This window comes from Aneurinibacillus tyrosinisolvens, assembly GCF_001015055.1.
GTDB lineage: Bacteria > Bacillota > Bacilli > Aneurinibacillales > Aneurinibacillaceae > Aneurinibacillus_A > Aneurinibacillus_A tyrosinisolvens.
The window spans coordinates 72,640-90,316 of record NZ_BBWZ01000006.1 but is presented as its reverse complement, the minus strand read 5'-3'; the positions used below and the strand labels follow the sequence as shown (position 1 = coordinate 90,316).

Sequence of the window (17,677 nt, the reverse complement as noted above, 5' to 3'; positions counted from 1 at the left end):
TCACCCCATCCTAAAAGATTTATTACTTCCTCTAGCTTACAATTGTTTGATTATCAGAAATATTTATCTGTTCATCTTTAAAGAAAGGTGCCAGTGCCTCTTTAGAAACAGGTTTGGTAACTAAGCTAACTAACACCATGCCCAGCAGGCTAACCGGCATACTAATATAGACCGCATCTAGCCCAAACGGATTCCCTAACACCAACCAGATGATTGCACTTCCGATACCTCCGACCATGGAACAAACCGCACCAGCTGTTGTTCCTCGTTTCCAGTAAAGCCCTAACAAAGTAACAACTGCAAAGGATGAGCCGATTAAAGCTGCTGCGTTAATCCAAATTTGTTGGATCAGCGGTAGTGGATTGAGCGCAAAAGGAATGGGCAGAATCCCCATAATCAGGACCACGATCCTTGTTATCTTCACCTGCTGCTTATCGGTCATCTCCTTTTTCATGACTTTTTTAAGTATATCGTGGGAAATTGCACTTCCTAACATTAAAAGAACCGCACTCACCGTTGATTGAATCGCCGCAAGAATAGCAGCTAGCAAGAGGCCGCCCAACACCGGGGGGAGTAAATTCATTGCAATGGTCGGGCTTGCTAAATCCGGAGACTGTAAATGCGGATAAAGCACTCTGGCACTCACCCCGAGAATCGATACGGAAACAGCAATAATGGCTTGGAAGATAAGGGAGTAGCCAACGGCTCTGCGGATCGTCTTATTATCTTTTATGGAGAAGAATCGAACAGCAATAATGGGATAACCAATCATCATGATGAAGAAGGAGAGAGCCACAGCCATCAACGTATTGGGCGGCATACCGTTGCCGATTAAGCCAGGGTCAATAGAAGCCAGCTTTGCATTTAATTCGGCAAATCCCCCTGCTTTTCCGACTGCAAACGGAATGGCAATGGCAAATCCAACAACAAAAATGGCCATCTGCAGCAAATCGGTATAGGCGATAGCAAACAAACCACCAGCCACGGTATAGGCGATAAATACCGCTGCAATGATAAGAACACCTGCTGTCTTTGATAAACCAAACACAACATTCAGCAAATACGAGCCACCAACCAGTTCCGCAACAATCGTCATACCAAAACACACCAGGAGAATGATAACGGCGATGACTCTGACTCTATTGCTTTCAAAGCGAGTTCCTAGTAAATCGGGAATGGTCAAGGCCTTATGAGAATTAAAGAAGGCTTTCATTTTTGGTGCAATCAGCAGCGTCATAATCGTCCAGGATGCCCAAATGGCTATCCATATCCAAGCAAAATTGTACCCAACCTGGTAATGAAATCCTACGGTTCCAATCGCTGTCCCGCCGCTCATTTGGGTCGCAGCCAGGGTGGCTCCTCCAACAACGGCTCCTAATTTTCCACCGGCTGCCAGAAAATCCGTCTCATTCTTTATTCGAGAACGCATATAAAAACCAATAGCCAGGACGACAAGTAAATAAATAATGACAATGGTGGCAACCATTATTGATCCTCCTCCCGCTTGTTTAAAGCCTCCGTAACGACAAAGTAACCGAGGATAAACAAAGCCATGACAATCCAGATTATCCAATTGGAAACCCCTAAGCCTAAAAATGTGTTCATGATTTACCCCCTATTTGAACAGAATAAATAATAATAGTAAAAAAACGATAATTCCTTTACAGTTTGGAAGGAAGCGGCCGATAGGAAGTCGGCCGCCGCTTGCTCAGGATATTAGAAACTATAGTTCTTGCTTGTTAAGTTGAAGCAGCTCACGAGCTTCACGGAAAGCTGCTGCTATACGGTTTTGACCGCGAGTCAGATGCGTTTGCAGAACATTATACTGGTGAGTACCCTTCTCTAATTTTTGGAAATTTCCTGCAGCAGCAATATCCGGTAGTGGGGCCACATTCAAAGCAGGATCATGGCGGAATTTTCCTTTTCTTGAGAAGTTCACTGGAACAAGAACACGGGCTAGTCTTTCAATCTTGCGATTCGCTTCTTTGACCCATGGATTCGTAATCTCATCTTCAGTCAAACTATCAATCTCTCTATAGAAATTAGCGAGGTCTTCACGGAGGGATTTTGCTTCATTCAGTGCCGCGCTAAAGTCAAAGTGGTTTCCGGCAGCGTCCTGATAGGATTGGATCGTTTGAATGAATTCCTCAGCTGTCTTGACAAAATTAAACGGATGAACCGTAGCATTGATGGCCCGTAATACTGCTGTCGTGTAAACTTTAATATCTTTCTCAAGAATATCCAGATCCGCAACCGCAATGAGATCATCTTCTGTGTGCCAGTCAATGTTTCCGCCACAACCACCGACAGCATAGTATCCCTTCTCCTTCAGCAGTTCCTCGGGCATCGTAGAAGATAACATGAAGAAAGAAGTAATTCCAATATTGTTAAACGAGTAATCCCCTGCGCGAAGCGGCCTTGATCCCGCCGATGGCTGGCCTACAGCATCCTGGATTGCTTTCTGGCAGAATTCATCTGCCTCGCTCATCCACATCATGTGCTCATAGGAAGTAGCCCAGCGGCAGCCTGGAGAGTCACAGTTGACCTGAGCGATACAGTTCTCATCTAAATCAAGGCCAAATGCGTCGGCAAACCAGGTAGACCCGGCATAGCGGCCGTAGGAATGGCCCGGCCAAATCGCAATACGCAGGCTTCTCTTCAGCTTATCGCGGTGTTGATGGAAGATACGTGCCATCTCCAGAAGAGCAGCATCTCCGGTAGCGTTATCCCCAATGCCTACATGCCAGGAATCCAGGTGGCCGTGCAGAAGGACATATTTTTCAGGCTCTTCGGTACCTTCTATGAAAATATCGATAACCGGGCATGGATACCATCCTTTTTCCAGACGAGTCTGGAATTCTATCTCAACTTTTCCTTCACCGCACAACTGGATGAGTTCCTGTCCATCTGATTTGTTAATAGCCATAACTGGTATTTTCGGCTCATCACCCATGTTATCGAGATCCGGCGCTCCCCAAATTGTTGTACAGATTCCTTCGTGAATGTTTTCTCCAGGACTAATGAAAATAGCCGCTTTGACGCCCATTTCCGCAAATTCGCCGACCTTTCCCGGCATTGGGAAGCCTTCCGTCATTACAATTTTCCCTTCTAAATCCCCGATGTTATCATCGATTTTCGTACCGAAGATATCATTGATTCCTTTGGCATAGCCGGTAGAGATGAAAACGAGTTCGCCTTTCCCACCCTTATCTCCTGTAGAGATAGAGAAGGATGGGTTCTTCACTCGAATTTCCCTTTCTACAGGGTGCGTAATTTTTAACGTCGCTTTTCTCGGTAAGCTTAAATAGAGCTCCGGCTGGTGAACTTTGTGCGGGATACCCCATTCTTTTAAGTAGTCAACAAGAAAATCAGCTGCTTTTCGCTCATCCTCGCTGCCGGACTCACGGACAAGCGTAGTAAACCTTTCCAGTACGGCATTTGGTACTTCTTTGCTGATGTCTTCTAACAGCTGCTTTTCGACTTCGCTTACGTGGACTGTATTTTTCATTTTTAATCGACTCCTTTATGATTAAATATTTGTATAAAGATGAGATTAAGCGACTACATTTCTCGTCAGTACGGCGAGAATTTTTGTTGTTTGAATCAAATCTTCCATATCCATGAATTCATCATAGCCATGCAGGTGGTTGTCATTTGTACCCGGTCCAAAATTAATGCCAGGAATTTGGTGTTTTACAAACCAACGGGTATCTGACTGTCCTAGCATGCCGACAATGGGCAGTTCTCCTCCCATCACTTCCTTGACAGCGGCCTGCAATTCCGAGATTAAAGGAGAATCTTCTTCCGTAACCGTCGCCTCCGTTTGAAAATAAGGGATTCGCTCCACTTGAATTTTCATATCCGGATCTTGACTTTGCAGCTTATGAACCATCTCTTCGACCCTTTGATAAATTCCTTCCAGGGTATGTTCTGGAATTACACGAAAATCAACTTCAATCTCACAAGAGCCTGGAACGACATTGACCTTCGTCCCTCCTTGAATGAGACCAATGTTAATATTTGTATATCGCATCCCCGGAATGGCGGACGGTTCCTGTTCTAATTCCTGCTGCAGCTCATTTAGGCCTTGAATTACTTTCGCCATCTTTTCAACTGCGTTAACGCCTTTCCACTTAAACGCTGCATGAGCCGGAACACCATGAGAAACGATCCGAAGCTGCAGGACACCAGCCATTGCACGGACGATTTGGTTGCTGTAGCCTTCTACAATAACCATATCGCCTTCGACAAGGCCCTGTTCATTTATGTATCCAGCGCCCAATACTCCGCCCGTTTCCTCATCGCATGTTGCAGCAATGGTGATATTTCCTTTCATAGGAATTCCAGTACGTTTGAGAGCGACCGCAGACATAACATAGGCGGCCAATCGGCCTTTAGAATCCGTTGCGCCACGCCCATAAATTCGCCCGTCACTCACCGCTCCTGAAAATGGCGGGAATGTCCATTGGCTGTGATCACCCGCTGGCACGGTGTCTATATGGGAATTGAAAACAAGACCACGCCCCTTCCCGCTCCCCCTCAATGTAGCAATGACATTCTTGCGTGGAGACGTAAGGCCTTCCTCTTTCACTCGTTCCTCCGGTACGTCAATCACGTCAACCTCAAAACCAAGCTTTGTTAGTTCTTTATTTAGGAACTCACAAATCTCATCGTACATACCCGGAGGATTTTCGCTTGGGATTTGAATAAGATGCTGAAGAAATGTAAAGATTTCTTCTCTCATGCCTTCAATCGTTGCTTCAATTTTGGACTTTGTTTGCTGATCCATTGTTCTCCCTCCTCTACTGCTAGATAATGCAACTTCTGTGCCAAGTTATATTAAGATATTTTTTGGATAATTTTAAATATTTATTTTACATTAGGCTTTATTAGGGTGTTGTTTTATACCCTAATCTATATAAAATAAGACCAATCTCTTCATGAGATTGGTCCCTTGACTAAATTACCCTTTCTCCTGCTTGATAAACACATTCGACAGTTCGCAAATGTTTGATATCTGCCAATGGGTTTTCTTTGACCCCAATGAAATCGGCAGCTTTGCCCACTTCTAATGTGCCCACCTGGTGCTCGACCCGACAAGCTTTCGCAGCGTTTTTGGTCGCTGCCATGATGGCCTGTAAAGGACTTGCTCCGAAATTTACTAAACACTCTAATTCATAGCTGATTAAACCGTGCATGCTGTCCGTACCTACCGCCAGGTTTACCCCTGATTTAATGACCCGATGGAAATTTTCTGCCGCTACTTCACGGGCCTGCAGTACCTTATCTCGTATAGCCGAAACATTGAAATCGGTCTGTTCAATACCAGTAGGGTGAAAAAGTATGGAAAACGTTCCAATAAGCCAATGATTTTTTTGGATTACTTTTTCGGTTTGCTCCTCCGTAATAAAAACCGCATGTTCAATCGTTCGTACGCCTTCATCAATGCACAGATCCAATCCCTTGCCGCCATGCGCATGTGCTGCCACATACGTACCCACACGTTCAGCTTCCTCCACAGCCGTTGCAATCTCTTCTCTCGTATAACCACAGTAATCCAGAGATCCGCTGGCGCTGCTTACCCCTCCTGTAGCAAAAATTTTGAGAAAATCAGCTCCCCTGGCTAAATTTTGTCTGGCGTGCTTCCGGACCTCTTCCTTTCCATCCGTGGTCGTAATAGCAACCCCATGCCCATTGGAAGCAACTAAACCTCTCCCGCTTACCACAAGTCTCGGTCCGGGAATTAGTTTCTTTTTAATCGCCTCTTTAATTTCAACGTCGATAAAGTGCTCCTCACCCATAATTCTCATGGCCGTTACACCTGAACTCAAGTTTTTACGGATATTAGGCATACTTCGCAGGATGTTCGTCGGAGCAGGCAATCTCATTTGTTGAAGCTGATTTCCTTCCGATGGAACAATCGACAAATGAGTGTGGCTATCGATTAAACCAGGAAGGACATAGTAATCCGATAGGTCGACGAGGTCATATTCTATAGATTTTGAACCAAACTCACCCAGGGTGCCCACTTCGCGAATCATGCCATCCTCAATCAAAATACATCCATTTGGAACCGGCTCCCTCCCCGTTCCATCGAGCAATGCCTTGGTCCTAACCAATGTATACATGTTTTCCCCTCCTGCTCGTTTCAATAAAGAGAACCTGGCTGGCGTTAAGAAAAAGAGGCGGATCTCATTCATCCGCCTGAAACACGTTTCTCTAGGTTACATCATCGAAAAACGGTTGTAGGGCTTCTTTTGGAACTGGCTTGGTGAACAGGCTTACGATAACAAATGAAAGAAGGCTGACAGCGACGCCAGGGATTACTTCACTTAGCCCAAAAGGCTTGCCTGCAATATACCAGAATAGAGCTGTAAAAAATCCCAGGATCATAGATACAATCGCACCGGCTGCTGTCCCACGCTTCCAGTTCAGTCCAAGCACGACGGTGGCAAAGAAGAAGCTGGCGGTCAATGACGCCTGGAGTGTCACGATAAACTGAACAATATCAAACTTTTTCAAAGCCAGGAAAATCGGAATAATCCCAAGGACTAAAATCGCAATCCTATTCACCTTTATACGTTCCTGATCCGTGGCGTTCGGTTTAATCATCGTGGCATAGAAATCATGGGAAAAGGCGGAGGCAGATACCATCATAACTCCGGATACCGTACTCATGATAGCAGAGAGAATAGCAAGGATGATTAACGAACCGATAACCGGCGGCATGATATTAATCGCCATAATCGTGGATGCAATATCAGGTGTAGCCATATAGGGAAACAAGGTACGAACCGCCATTCCTGCAGCAGCGACAGAAATTCCAACGATCGCTTGAAATATAAAGGAGAATCCGATGGCTAGTTTAACTGTTCTCTTGTCACGGAGTGTGTACATCCGGGCTAGCTCATACGGTGCTGCGGCCATAGCAAATCCAAACGAAGCGCCAAATCCCAATAAATCCTTAAAGCCAAAATGCCATCCCGTAATTTTCGGGTTGAGTTCGGTCAAGAACTTGCCTACGAACTCGGAACCTCCTGCTTCTTGAAACAGCAGCGGAAGGACCGCAAAGAAGCAGCCTGCCATAATAACGGCTTGCACAAAATCGCTATAAGCTGTTGCGCGCATTCCGCCCTTCATCGTGTACAGTAATGTGATGCCGACCGTAATAATCGCTCCCCAGATGAATGGGATACCAAACAGGGTCTGGAAGATGTTTCCGCCCGCCTGATACTGGGCCGTTAATAATACAGTATAAGCAATCAAAATTAAGAGAGCTGAAATCGCTCTTGCTGCTTTACTGTTGAATCTTGTCCCGACATAATCCGGAACGGTCAAGCCTTTAAATGACTGAAATTTAGGTCCGACCAGCGTAGCTGCAACCAGCCAGCCCATCCATAATCCAGCCCAGATCCAGAGAAAGCTCCCTCCGGTCATATAATGGACACCTAAAGTTCCAACAAATGTTCCTGCACTCATTTGCGTAGCCGCAAAGGCAGCTCCTCCTACCAAGGGTCCAATCGAGCGGCCGGCGACAAGAAAATCTTCTGAATCCTTGTTTGTTCTTCCTGCCCAAATCCCGATACCTAATATGACTACGAAATAAATAACTAACACCACGTAGAAGGTCGAACTTACTTCAAACATGCCTGACCCCTCCCTTTTCTATTCTTTTTCACTGCGACAGGCCCAAATAAAATATCCAATAATCCAAAGTACTGTATACAGAACAAAAAGAGTAAAACTTTGTCCAAGGTTAAACATTAGCAAACCCTCCTGTTTTATTCTTTCTTTCACTAACCAGCCATGCCGTAATGATTCCCAAAATGACAACCAATCCTAACAGAGTATATAGATTAGATGTGGTGAAAAATCCAGCTGGAGAATCACCAAATTTAACATTCAAAAAATTCGGTATATTCATGATGTGCTCCTCCACCATTCCCGTTTCCCCTGAATCGATGACCGGGAAGGATTCATGGAGATATTGTCCTTCGGGAACCTTTAATTTGAGACTTACAACATTCGCAGTACCATCAGACGCTACACCCGGAATAACAAGCGGAATCTTATTCGGTTCATTGCTTGTGTATTCAAATGTAATTTCATAAGCAAAATCCCCGGATTTTCCCTGCGGGATCGTAATGAATACTTTATCATGCGTGGAACCCTTCTGTATCTCCGGTTTTACATCTTGTTGTCCGGAACGAATCACTAAGTTTTTGATGTCTATACCGTCAAAACGTGTAAAGAGATGTTCAAGCTTACCGTCTTTGACTGCTTCCACCTGGCTAATCGTAATCTTTTCTGATACAGATGCGCCCCCCTGGTTAGGTAAGACCTCGATGGATGCTTCCTTGACAAACGGTTTAGGGGCTTTTGCATCCGCTGCCCATACGGTTCCGGAACAGGAAAACATAAAAATAAGTACGAAAACCAAATACCTTTTCATTCATCTTTCCCCCTTTAGTTAAATAATAAGTAACCGTAATAACCTATTTGATGAATCGGCAGCATCCCTCCTCTCTCGTTATTCATCTAAAACATCTAAAGTTTCTGGTCTCTGACATGATCTACTCTTTTCTTTCCTTCCAAATCCCCCAGGCAACAAAGGGTGCGTACCGTTAAAAAGGCAAAACATACAATCCAAATCAGTTGGAAATTTCCTGTTATATCAAACAGTTTGCCATAAACATAGCCGGATGCTGCTGATGAGAGCTGCCCAATCGTATTCATTACACTGACCACGGAACCTGCCATTTCTATACTGACGATTTCTGTTGCAAGTACAAGCATCGGGGCCATAGACCAGGAAATCCCGGTTCCAACAAGCACCGCAACAAAATAAATCCCCCAATCCGAAAACCAATAGAGCCAGCAAGCGCTGCAGGCCAGCATCAGTGAGCCAACAATTAATGTTCCTTTTCTTTCCCCCATCCAATCCGAAACCTTTCCAGACACAGGAGCCATAATCACCTGGCTGATCATCACGATGGCCATTACCCAGCCAACTTGCTGCTTAGCATAACCTAATACAGATTCCAAATAGGTGGGCAGCCAGGCCAGAAAGGCATAGAGGCCGAACATACCAAAAAAGGAAATTCCAAAAAGCCTTACCACACGGGAATGGCGAAAAAGACGGAGAAATGAATAGCGCTGATGACCCCCTCCTTCTCCTTGTGATTTATCTGGCACCGGTCCCATGGGCAGCTTCCAAAATAGAACAAGCATCGGAAGCAGCAAGAAAGGCAGCGCCAAGTATAAATAAATACGAGGAATATGGACGGACAATACAGGAAACAACGTAAGCGTCAGCAGCATTGCTATCCCCGCCGCTCCCTCAAGGATACCGATGCTAAGTCCCCGTTTCTCCTTGGGAGTAAAGCTAGAAATCAGCTTAATGCCTGGAGAAAAAAGCATAGCAGAGGAGGCTCCCATGATAAATCTTAAGCCTAAGGCGAACAGAAACGATTCCGTAAATACGAACAGCAGCGAGGCGATCAGCATCACACAGCTTCCAATAAGAATCAGCCATTTTGGCGAATACCGATCTGCAAGGGTGCCTGCAGGAATTTGGAACAAAGCATATCCGAGCAGAAAGGAGGAAACAAGCCCTCCTACTTCGGCATATCCCACGCCATATACCTCTTTAAGTTCAGTGAAAAACGGAACAACCTCCATCCGATGTGAAAACGCGATAAAATGTATACCGCTGACAAACAGGATGACAAACCATTGCTGAACGCTCATTAGCTAACCCTCTATCTTGGAAATCTGCATGCATTTCATCTCCTTAAATTACAGCAGGCGTATTTGTCTATGTCATTTATCCAATGCAAAATCCATGCCATTCTAATATTTTTAGAATTTTCTGATCATATGGATGTAAAAGCTTTACTTCAGGTAGATTAGGTTGATTTAGGATCTATATTCTTATAACCTAATCCACTATTCCTTTCGCGATTCTATGATTCTCATATTTCAATACTAATACCGAGTTTCTTCTCAATCTGCTTGAGAGCGAACAACCCGTCCATTGTAATTCGGCTGCCCTGACCTCTTGTGCCAGAATAAAGCAACCCAAGCTGCCCCAATGTTTGCATACGGCTTCTAACCTGCTGATCCGTTAACGGAACATCCTTTTCAATAGAATAATGTACAATCCGCCCTCTTCCCACGCTCTCCCTCTTAGCCTTCGCCTGCTCCAAACATGATAGGATCACGTAGTAGTCTTGAAGCTCTCCATTCTTCTCAAGAACCTCCATATAATCCTCCTGTGGCGGGATAGCCGTAGGAGGATGTTCTTTAAATTGTTCAGGGAGATCCACCAGGTAGACTCTGCTTTCTTCCATTACGCTGGTCATATATTGAACAACACTGACCAATTCACGTATATTACCCGGCCAATGGTAGTGAACCAATCTTTCCATCACTTCATCAGATACATCCACTTTAGTTACGCAATATTCCCTTATGAAATGTTCAATCAAAAGAGGGATGTCTTCTTTGCGTTCCCGTAGAGAAGGAACCCGAAGCGGAAGCACAAACAACCGATAATATAAATCCTGGCGAAATTTCCCCTGTTCCACCATTTCCTTTAGGTTTCGATTGGTTGCCGCAATGACCCGTACGTGGATTGGGATAACCCGGCGCCCGCCGATTCTCATCACCTGCTTTTCCTGAAGGACGCGGAGAAGGAGTGCTTGCAAAGAGGGTGAAGCATCGCCAATTTCATCAAGAAAAATGGTCCCATTGTGCGCCATTTCAAACAATCCCGGTTTCCCACCCTTTTTCGCTCCAGTGAAAGCTCCGTCCTCATATCCGAAAAGTTCGCTTTCTGCCAGCGATTCCGGCAATCCAGCAAAATTAACCGGCAAAAATGGCCCGTTTCGTCGCGAGGAGAGGTGATGGATAGTATGAGCGAACAGTTCTTTCCCTGTTCCATTCTCCCCTAGAATTAGAACCGTACGATCCGTCTTAGCGATTTTCTCCAAAGTATGCAGCGTGTCCCGAATTTTTGTGCTTCTTCCAATAATGTCTTCTATCGTATACTTAGAAGAAAGACCTTTACCCTGCAGTTCCTTTCGGAGATCCTGTTCTAACTTCTGGATTTGGGTAACATCCTGAAATGCAATCACTTCACCGCGCTTTTGTTCTGCGGCTTCAATTGGCGTTTTATTAACAACTAGATCCACTCCGTCAAGAGATAGAATTAAATTTTCTTGATGGCTGGCGGCTTGAACAGCACTAAACTTAGGAAAAATTTCTTCAACGAGGTTCCCAATAATGTCCTCATCCGGTCGTTTTACTCCGAGGATTTTCCGGGCTGACTGGTTGATTTGAATGATTTTTCCGGATGAATCAGTTGCCACGATTCCGTCATGCACCGTATTTAAAATAGCATCTAATTGATGGTTCAATTCATTGACATGATGCATGGTATGAAAGAATCGTCTGCTTAATCTAATGATTTCTTGAATGTAACGGGCTGTGTAAATGTTCGCTTTATCTACGTTGAGCTTCAATCTTACGGCAATCTCAATAAGAGTAGAGAAGTCCATGGGACGAACCCCGATGTTCATTACTTGTTCCATTCCCTCCGGTACCATTTCCAGACCTTCTGGAATAATCGCTACCTTAATTCCTGTATCTAGCTTTTCTGTCATACCTGGATAATAAGGATACATCTGAAAGTCAAAGCCCAAATTACTTAACAGCTCGATCGTCTCCAGTGCAGTTTCCAGCATGTTGTTAACAACCAGACACCTTGTTCCGGCGGGAAGTGTCACCAGCTGTTCCAATCTAGATATATCAATCGCTCTTCGGGCCACTAATAATTTATCATTTGGAATAAATTGATTTACCGGTAATTTCGAAGACGAAGTCAATACCAGATCGGCAGATTGGATTTCCCTTTCATCCTCATGGGATAGAATTTCCATCGTATCTTCGAAGTAATCGAAAAGCTGTTTGTAAAACATGTTGAAAGTCCTTTGGTCCTTCGTAATGAGCATCAACCTGGGCAACTCCATTCTATTCCCCCCCTATTCCACTTTAAATAATTGAATATTCACATATTATCTCTTTCTCACATTTCACACAAGTCTATATAAATTTGCTCCTTTAAGGTTATCTTAGGAGCCAGGCTTGCGGAAGATTAATGTAATATAATTTGACAATGATAAATCCGCTAATTGAAAAGAAAAGAAGGAAGAGGTTGGCCCTCTTCCTTCTTCCCTAACTGCCCTTCTACTTCCTTACCATAAGCTCTTGAGATGATTTAACCTTCCCTGAACCGATCTTCGGAGGGGTCATATAGGCAGCTTTTGAATGACACAGTCCTGTACCTACTAACGCCTCCGCCATCTTTAGAGAGACTCGACCAGGATTCACGACCGGTACGCCAAGAATATCCGACATTTCTTCCGCCACATTCAAAAAGCCCATACTCATACAGCCGAGAACCAATGTATCTGCCCGATCTTCGCGAATCGCTTTTCTTCCTTCTTCAACGAGCTTAGCGATCGTCTCTGCTTTATTATTTGCCAGCTCAAGAACAGGCACTTCAATAGCGCGCACAGAGGCTAATTTCTTCCCTACACCGGCTTTCTCTACCAAATGATAAAGAGCATTTACAATACTCTCAGTTACGGTGATAATCGAGAATCGATGACCACACATAGCTGCAGCCATCACTCCCGCCTCTCCTGGTCCTACTACAACCATCTTGTTCGTGACTTCTCGAGCGGCATCCAGGCCTGGATCACCGTAGCACCCAATAATGGCCGCGTCATATCCCTGTTGTTCGAGTTCAACCATCTTATCTACCGTTTTAGGAATGCATAAGTACTCTTCATACAGCGATTCAATAGAGGCCGGGCCTTCTTCAATGTCAACGATATCAACTAACGTGCCGGGTGCAGCAAAGGATCGAAGGATTGATAGCCTGCGTTCCATCTCCTTTCGGCCATCCTCCGTCCGACTAATAGGACTTGGCAACACATATGCGATTTGCAAGTTAATACCCCCACTCTTTCATATAAGATTTTGCTTCAACACTACATTCTCTTGCAAGTTTTATTCCAACAGGGTCAGTATCTAGTTGTTCAATTGGATCTTGCCAATCCCTTTCTCGGTTGGAATTTTCAAACCAAACTCAAGTGAATGCTGTTCCAGCCTCTTAAGAACACGCTTGGAGTCTTCTTCATCCAAAAACTCAGGGTCACCTTTAGCGTTCATATGAATAGGCAAAAAACGTACTTCTGTCATTTTCTTTTCGTCTATATCAAGTTCTATGATAATTGCTTCTCTCGCTTCTCCTGTTAACAGGCTATCCACCTTATATGGCGGATATATCACCACAGTTAGTTCGGTCTTCTTATCATCACCCATACTGTGGAATAAAAAATTACCTAAGCTATAAGCAATGAGTCCATCTTTATACTTTTCTATACCATGAATTACGTGGGGATGATGCCCAAGAATAATGTCAGCCCCTGCATCAATTAACGAGTGAGCGAGAGGTTGTTGATAGTCAGCAAGCGGCCCTTGAAAACTTGCACACCAACCGTTTGGAATGCCCCAGTGCATATTGACAATAACAAGATCGGCATCTGCCTTTGCACTCGATATTTGTTTGCAGGCAAACTCCTGGTCATTCAAATTCACAGTGGTTTCAACCCAGGGTGACATTCCCGGTTGTTCATCAAGCGTGATATTATCAATAAAAAACCTCGCATGTGCTCGAATGGGTGCGATCCCGGGACGGGTTGGACCCGCAGCGTACCCGGTAGGAAGGGCACTACAAAAACCTAAAATCGCGACACGTAAGCCATCTATCTCTATAATTGCAGGTTTTGCAGCGGCTTCCAGGTCTTTCCCTCCTCCAACTACAGCGACACCGGATGCTTCTACTACTTCAATGCTTTCAAAAAGTCCTTCAACACCAAAATCAACAGCATGATTATTGGCAATATTGACAACATTTACCCCTCCATCCAGCAGTGAGGGAGCAATGCATGGATGTGCCTTTAGCGTTATGGCCTTATCTGCCTCAAATTCTGAAGTCGTTAAGGGGAGTTCAAGATTAGCAATAGACAAATCAGCCTGGCGTAAAACCTCAAAAACTTCATTAACCTGTGAAGCACAATCCGTTAACTTACGTAAAGGTGCGAGATCACCAACAGCGGCAATGGTTAACTTTTTTTTCATATTCTTCTTTCTCCTCCTTTTTATACTGTTTCATTTGCCAACTGTTCGATTAATAGCGCGACTAGAGCACTCCGGACCGGCATCTCCGATATAAGAAGATGTTCGTGGACAGCGTGCGCACCGTCTCCAACTGCCCCAAGCCCGTCAAGAGTTGGAGCAAGAGGAGCAGTAAAATTCCCATCGCTCCCCCCTCCCGTGGAAGCTTGTGGGAGATCAAAACCTATTTGGGATTTAGCCAGTTCCTTTGCTATGCCGTACAGCCGCTGGACTTTCTCCGTTCTCTCCAGTGGAGGGCGGTTCATTCCCCCTGTTACCTCCACAATCGTTCCTTCAGAACGGGATTTTAGATTCAACAAAATCGGGAGCATCCGATTTACTTCTTCTTGTGTGACAACCCGCAAGTCGATTTCAGCTTCGGCTTCTGCCGCCACCACGTTTGATATAGTTCCCCCCTTCACGAAACCAACATTGACCGTTGTACCTATGTCATAGTCTGTTAAGCTGTGCAGATATGTGATTTGTCTGGCCAGCTCCTCCACCGCGCTTCTCCCTTTCTCATGATCAACTCCTGCGTGGGAAGGAATTCCCCGAATCTTCATAGTAAAAATCCCCACGCCTTTCCGTGAGGTTTTCAATGCCCGGTTAGGAGACATAGATGGCTCAAGCACTAACACACATTTACTCTTACCTGCTTCTTCTTCGATTAACGGGCGGGATGTCGGGCTGCCTATTTCTTCATCTGAAGTAAAGAGAAATACGACCTTCCTATCGGGCAGCCTGGACAGCGTCTTTAAGGCATGAAGAGCATACAGTCCTTGGATCAGCCTCCCTTCATATCAAAAATCCCCGGACCGTATGCCTTATCATCTTCAATATGAAACGGCATGGACTCAATTGTTCCCTTTTTCCACACAGTATCAAAGTGGGCCAAAATCAGAATCTGTTCCTCCCCACTGCCCCATTCTCCACGAATATGATTTCCATACTGGTCATTTGGAATGATAGATGCCTTCCCACCTGTCAGCTTCTCAAAAAGGGAAGCGATGAAACCCGCCATCTGATCTGTCATTTCTTTGATATTCGATGGAGATTCCATTTCCACCACGTCACGGAGTGTTTCTACCATCTCATGCTGCTTTTCAGTCAAATATGTCAGAATCTCATTCATAGTGCATCCCCCTTATTTTTTAGATACGGATCGAAAAACACGGCCAGCTGAATATCCGCCATCTACAAGCAGCGTTTGTCCTGTTACATAAGAAGATTGCCTGCTGGCAAAAAACAAAACTCCCTGAGCTATCTCATCGATGGCCGCAGCTCTTTTCATCGGGCAGTAGCTAACCTTTTCAATGTGCTCTTCTTTCGCTTCTTCTGTCACAAGAGTAGAGAGCAGTGTTTCTGTTTCCACAAGGCCTGGACCAAGTGCATTAACCCTAATCCCATAGGGAGCCCATTCAAGCGCAAGAACCTGGGTCATCATTTTTAATGCCGCTTTTGATGAGCAATAATGAGCAACACCCGGACGGGCCACTTCACTTGCCGTCGAAGTAATATTTATGATGCGGCCTGGAATGCCCCTATCAACCATTACTCTTGCTGATGCTTGTGCCAGGAAAAAAGGAGCCCTTACATTGAGATCATACACCTTGTTCCACTCTTGCAACTCAATCTCCAAAGCGGGAGTAGAAGGGTAGATACCAGCGCAGTTTACCAGAATATCCAATCCTTCCATTTGCTCTACTACTGTTTCTACGATGTCCACTTCTGCTTGTGGTTTACGTAAGTCAGCCACCATGTACCGCACCTTCCCCCCTCCAGAAAGCTCTTCGGCAGTTTTGGTCAGATGGTCTTCGTTTACGTCCACCAGCATAACAGAGGCACCTTCCTGGAGAAGAGCCTTAGCAATTCCCTTTCCGATTCCTGTAGCTGCTCCTGTAATAAGAGCTCTCTCACCGGCTAATAATTTATTATCCATTTCATATTCCTCCACTTACTTTAATTCATCTCTGTACGTTTCTCTTATTTTGAACAATACTAATGTCGTAATGATTGCACAGGCAATGACATAATAAGTTGGAGAAAGGTTGTTACCCGTTGCTGAGATTAAATATGTGGCGATGAAAGGCGCTGTTCCTCCAAATGCTGCAACAGAGATGTTATATCCAACGGACAGCGCGCTTGCACGGACTTCAGTTGGAAAAAGCTCAGCAATCGCGGCAGGTCCCGGGCCTGAGAAGGCTGCTACAAACACGGCAAGTATCATTTGGCATACTATAATCATTCCAAGTCCCGCATCCGCCATCATACTAAAGAGTGGATAGGCCAGAATCGCAAATCCGATCGTTGATACTAGCAACAGGGGCTTTCTGCCAAAACGATCCGATAGATAACCCATAGCCGGGATAATAGAAATGAAGAAGATAATGACAATAACATTTGAAACTAAAGCCAAATTCATCGGAAGCTTCATAACTTTTGTAATATATGTAGGCATGTAGGTTAGCAAAAGGTAGTAGGAGGCAGTCCAGTGTACAGTAAAGCCCATTGCTATAAAAATTTCCTTTGGATGCTTTTTAAACGTCTCGACTAGCGGCGTCTTTGAGACCTTCTCTGACTTAGCGACAGATTGGAATTTCGGTGTCTCTTCTATACGCAGTCTTAGATATAGTCCAATTGCTCCGACAATAATTCCGATTAGAAATGGAATTCTCCAGGCCCAGGCATTTAATGTTTCTGGTGCAAAGACAGAAGTAAGTATTGTAGCTGTAATTGAACCAAGCAGAAGTCCACCGCCCGTGCTAAATTGCTGCCAACTGCCAAAAAATCCCCTTCTGTTAGGTGGCGCATATTCAACTATGAAAGAAGTGCCGCTTCCCCATTCTCCACCTGCTGATATTCCTTGCAATAATCTAGCCAATACTAACAGGATGGGAGCTGCAATCCCCGCTTGATTATAGGTGGGCAAAATCCCGATAATGAATGTTGCGGCACCCATTAAAATAACGGCTAAAGACAGTGCCTTCTTCCTTCCTACTCGATCACCATACGGACCAAAAATCAGAGCTCCTAACGGCCGCATAATAAAACCGATAGCAAATACAGCAAACGTTAAAAGCAAAGATGCCAGCGGATCAGTGGAAGGGAAAAAGAGCTTGCCGATAACCGGTGCAAAATATCCATAAATCGCCCAGTCATACCATTCCATGATATTTCCGAACGTCCCCGCAATGACTGCTTTTCTCGCCTCTTTTCTCGCTGCTTTTTTTTCTTCCTGTCCCGCAATCTTCTTCCTTGCTCCTTGAGCGCTGCCTTGGCTAAAATCTATCTCCTCTTCTGGATGTAAGGTCATACTGTTCCTCCTATTATCATTTTTATTTAAATGGAATCTATAACTCCAAATCTCAGAAATATGGGATTTCATAAGTTGAAAAATAACAAACTAGACTAAATAGGTTATATATTCAGA

14 protein-coding genes are annotated in these 17,677 nt (G+C 44.7%); all 14 read right to left on the bottom strand.

Annotated features, from left to right (window positions below):
• Positions 1–31: 31 nt before the first annotated feature.
• The gene (locus MBEAL2_RS07810; protein WP_047151764.1) at positions 32–1,486 is read right to left on the bottom strand and encodes a sodium:solute symporter family protein; all 1,455 of its coding nucleotides are present in this window, start codon (positions 1,484–1,486) and stop codon (positions 32–34) included.
• Between the two features lie 237 nt (positions 1,487–1,723).
• Complete coding sequence (locus MBEAL2_RS07805) at positions 1,724–3,508, bottom strand: M28 family peptidase (protein ID WP_047151763.1); 1,785 nt, start codon at positions 3,506–3,508, stop codon at positions 1,724–1,726.
• A gap of 45 nt (positions 3,509–3,553) precedes the next feature.
• Positions 3,554–4,789, bottom strand: coding sequence for a M20 family metallopeptidase (locus MBEAL2_RS07800; protein WP_047151762.1), 1,236 nt, complete (start codon positions 4,787–4,789; stop codon positions 3,554–3,556).
• Between the two features lie 169 nt (positions 4,790–4,958).
• Positions 4,959–6,128, bottom strand: a complete 1,170-nt coding sequence (locus tag MBEAL2_RS07795) for a metal-dependent hydrolase family protein (protein WP_047151761.1) — start codon at positions 6,126–6,128, stop codon at positions 4,959–4,961.
• A gap of 91 nt (positions 6,129–6,219) precedes the next feature.
• Positions 6,220–7,647, bottom strand: coding sequence for a sodium:solute symporter family protein (locus MBEAL2_RS07790; protein ID WP_047151760.1), 1,428 nt, complete (start codon positions 7,645–7,647; stop codon positions 6,220–6,222).
• Positions 7,648–7,756: 109 nt separating this feature from the next.
• On the bottom strand, positions 7,757–8,452 hold the full coding sequence (locus tag MBEAL2_RS07785; RefSeq protein WP_047151759.1) for a hypothetical protein: 696 nt from the start codon (positions 8,450–8,452) through the stop codon (positions 7,757–7,759).
• Between the two features lie 95 nt (positions 8,453–8,547).
• Entirely contained in the window at positions 8,548–9,750 is a 1,203-nt protein-coding gene (locus MBEAL2_RS07780; protein ID WP_047151758.1) for an MFS transporter, read from the bottom strand.
• Positions 9,751–9,974: 224 nt separating this feature from the next.
• Positions 9,975–12,032 carry a sigma-54 interaction domain-containing protein gene (locus MBEAL2_RS07775; RefSeq protein ID WP_047151757.1) on the bottom strand — a complete coding sequence of 686 codons (2,058 nt, stop codon included), beginning with the start codon at positions 12,030–12,032 and terminating at the stop codon, positions 9,975–9,977.
• A gap of 217 nt (positions 12,033–12,249) precedes the next feature.
• The gene (locus MBEAL2_RS07770) at positions 12,250–13,017 is read right to left on the bottom strand and encodes an aspartate/glutamate racemase family protein (protein ID WP_052947559.1); all 768 of its coding nucleotides are present in this window, start codon (positions 13,015–13,017) and stop codon (positions 12,250–12,252) included.
• A gap of 81 nt (positions 13,018–13,098) precedes the next feature.
• Positions 13,099–14,211: a CapA family protein gene (locus tag MBEAL2_RS07765; RefSeq protein WP_047151756.1), complete on the bottom strand. Its 1,113-nt coding sequence runs from the start codon at positions 14,209–14,211 to the stop codon at positions 13,099–13,101.
• Between the two features lie 20 nt (positions 14,212–14,231).
• Positions 14,232–14,987 (bottom strand): M20/M25/M40 family metallo-hydrolase, encoded by a 756-nt coding sequence (locus tag MBEAL2_RS07760; protein WP_236692725.1) that lies wholly within the window; start codon positions 14,985–14,987, stop codon positions 14,232–14,234.
• 44 nt (positions 14,988–15,031) lie between these two features.
• Positions 15,032–15,379 carry a zinc-binding metallopeptidase family protein gene (locus MBEAL2_RS32725; RefSeq protein WP_236692717.1) on the bottom strand — a complete coding sequence of 116 codons (348 nt, stop codon included), beginning with the start codon at positions 15,377–15,379 and terminating at the stop codon, positions 15,032–15,034.
• Between the two features lie 12 nt (positions 15,380–15,391).
• A complete protein-coding gene (locus MBEAL2_RS07755) occupies positions 15,392–16,186 on the bottom strand; it encodes an SDR family NAD(P)-dependent oxidoreductase (protein ID WP_047151755.1) in 795 nt (264 codons plus the stop codon).
• Between the two features lie 15 nt (positions 16,187–16,201).
• Positions 16,202–17,560 carry an MFS transporter gene (locus MBEAL2_RS07750; RefSeq protein ID WP_082129814.1) on the bottom strand — a complete coding sequence of 453 codons (1,359 nt, stop codon included), beginning with the start codon at positions 17,558–17,560 and terminating at the stop codon, positions 16,202–16,204.
• Between the last annotated feature and the right edge of the window lie 117 nt (positions 17,561–17,677).

What these genes read in the sequence shown, in the direction of transcription:
- MBEAL2_RS07810 (WP_047151764.1), bottom strand. Translation starts at nt 1,486, where the DNA reads ATGGTTGCCACCATTGTCATTATTTATTTACTTGTCGTCCTGGCTATT.
- MBEAL2_RS07805 (WP_047151763.1), bottom strand. Translation starts at nt 3,508, where the DNA reads ATGAAAAATACAGTCCACGTAAGCGAAGTCGAAAAGCAGCTGTTAGAA.
- MBEAL2_RS07800 (WP_047151762.1), bottom strand. Translation starts at nt 4,789, where the DNA reads ATGGATCAGCAAACAAAGTCCAAAATTGAAGCAACGATTGAAGGCATG.
- MBEAL2_RS07795 (WP_047151761.1), bottom strand. Translation starts at nt 6,128, where the DNA reads ATGTATACATTGGTTAGGACCAAGGCATTGCTCGATGGAACGGGGAGG.
- MBEAL2_RS07790 (WP_047151760.1), bottom strand. Translation starts at nt 7,647, where the DNA reads ATGTTTGAAGTAAGTTCGACCTTCTACGTGGTGTTAGTTATTTATTTC.
- MBEAL2_RS07785 (WP_047151759.1), bottom strand. Translation starts at nt 8,452, where the DNA reads ATGAAAAGGTATTTGGTTTTCGTACTTATTTTTATGTTTTCCTGTTCC.
- MBEAL2_RS07780 (WP_047151758.1), bottom strand. Translation starts at nt 9,750, where the DNA reads ATGAGCGTTCAGCAATGGTTTGTCATCCTGTTTGTCAGCGGTATACAT.
- MBEAL2_RS07775 (WP_047151757.1), bottom strand. Translation starts at nt 12,032, where the DNA reads ATGGAGTTGCCCAGGTTGATGCTCATTACGAAGGACCAAAGGACTTTC.
- MBEAL2_RS07765 (WP_047151756.1), bottom strand. Translation starts at nt 14,211, where the DNA reads ATGAAAAAAAAGTTAACCATTGCCGCTGTTGGTGATCTCGCACCTTTA.
- MBEAL2_RS32725 (WP_236692717.1), bottom strand. Translation starts at nt 15,379, where the DNA reads ATGAATGAGATTCTGACATATTTGACTGAAAAGCAGCATGAGATGGTA.
- MBEAL2_RS07755 (WP_047151755.1), bottom strand. Translation starts at nt 16,186, where the DNA reads ATGGATAATAAATTATTAGCCGGTGAGAGAGCTCTTATTACAGGAGCA.
- MBEAL2_RS07750 (WP_082129814.1), bottom strand. Translation starts at nt 17,560, where the DNA reads ATGACCTTACATCCAGAAGAGGAGATAGATTTTAGCCAAGGCAGCGCT.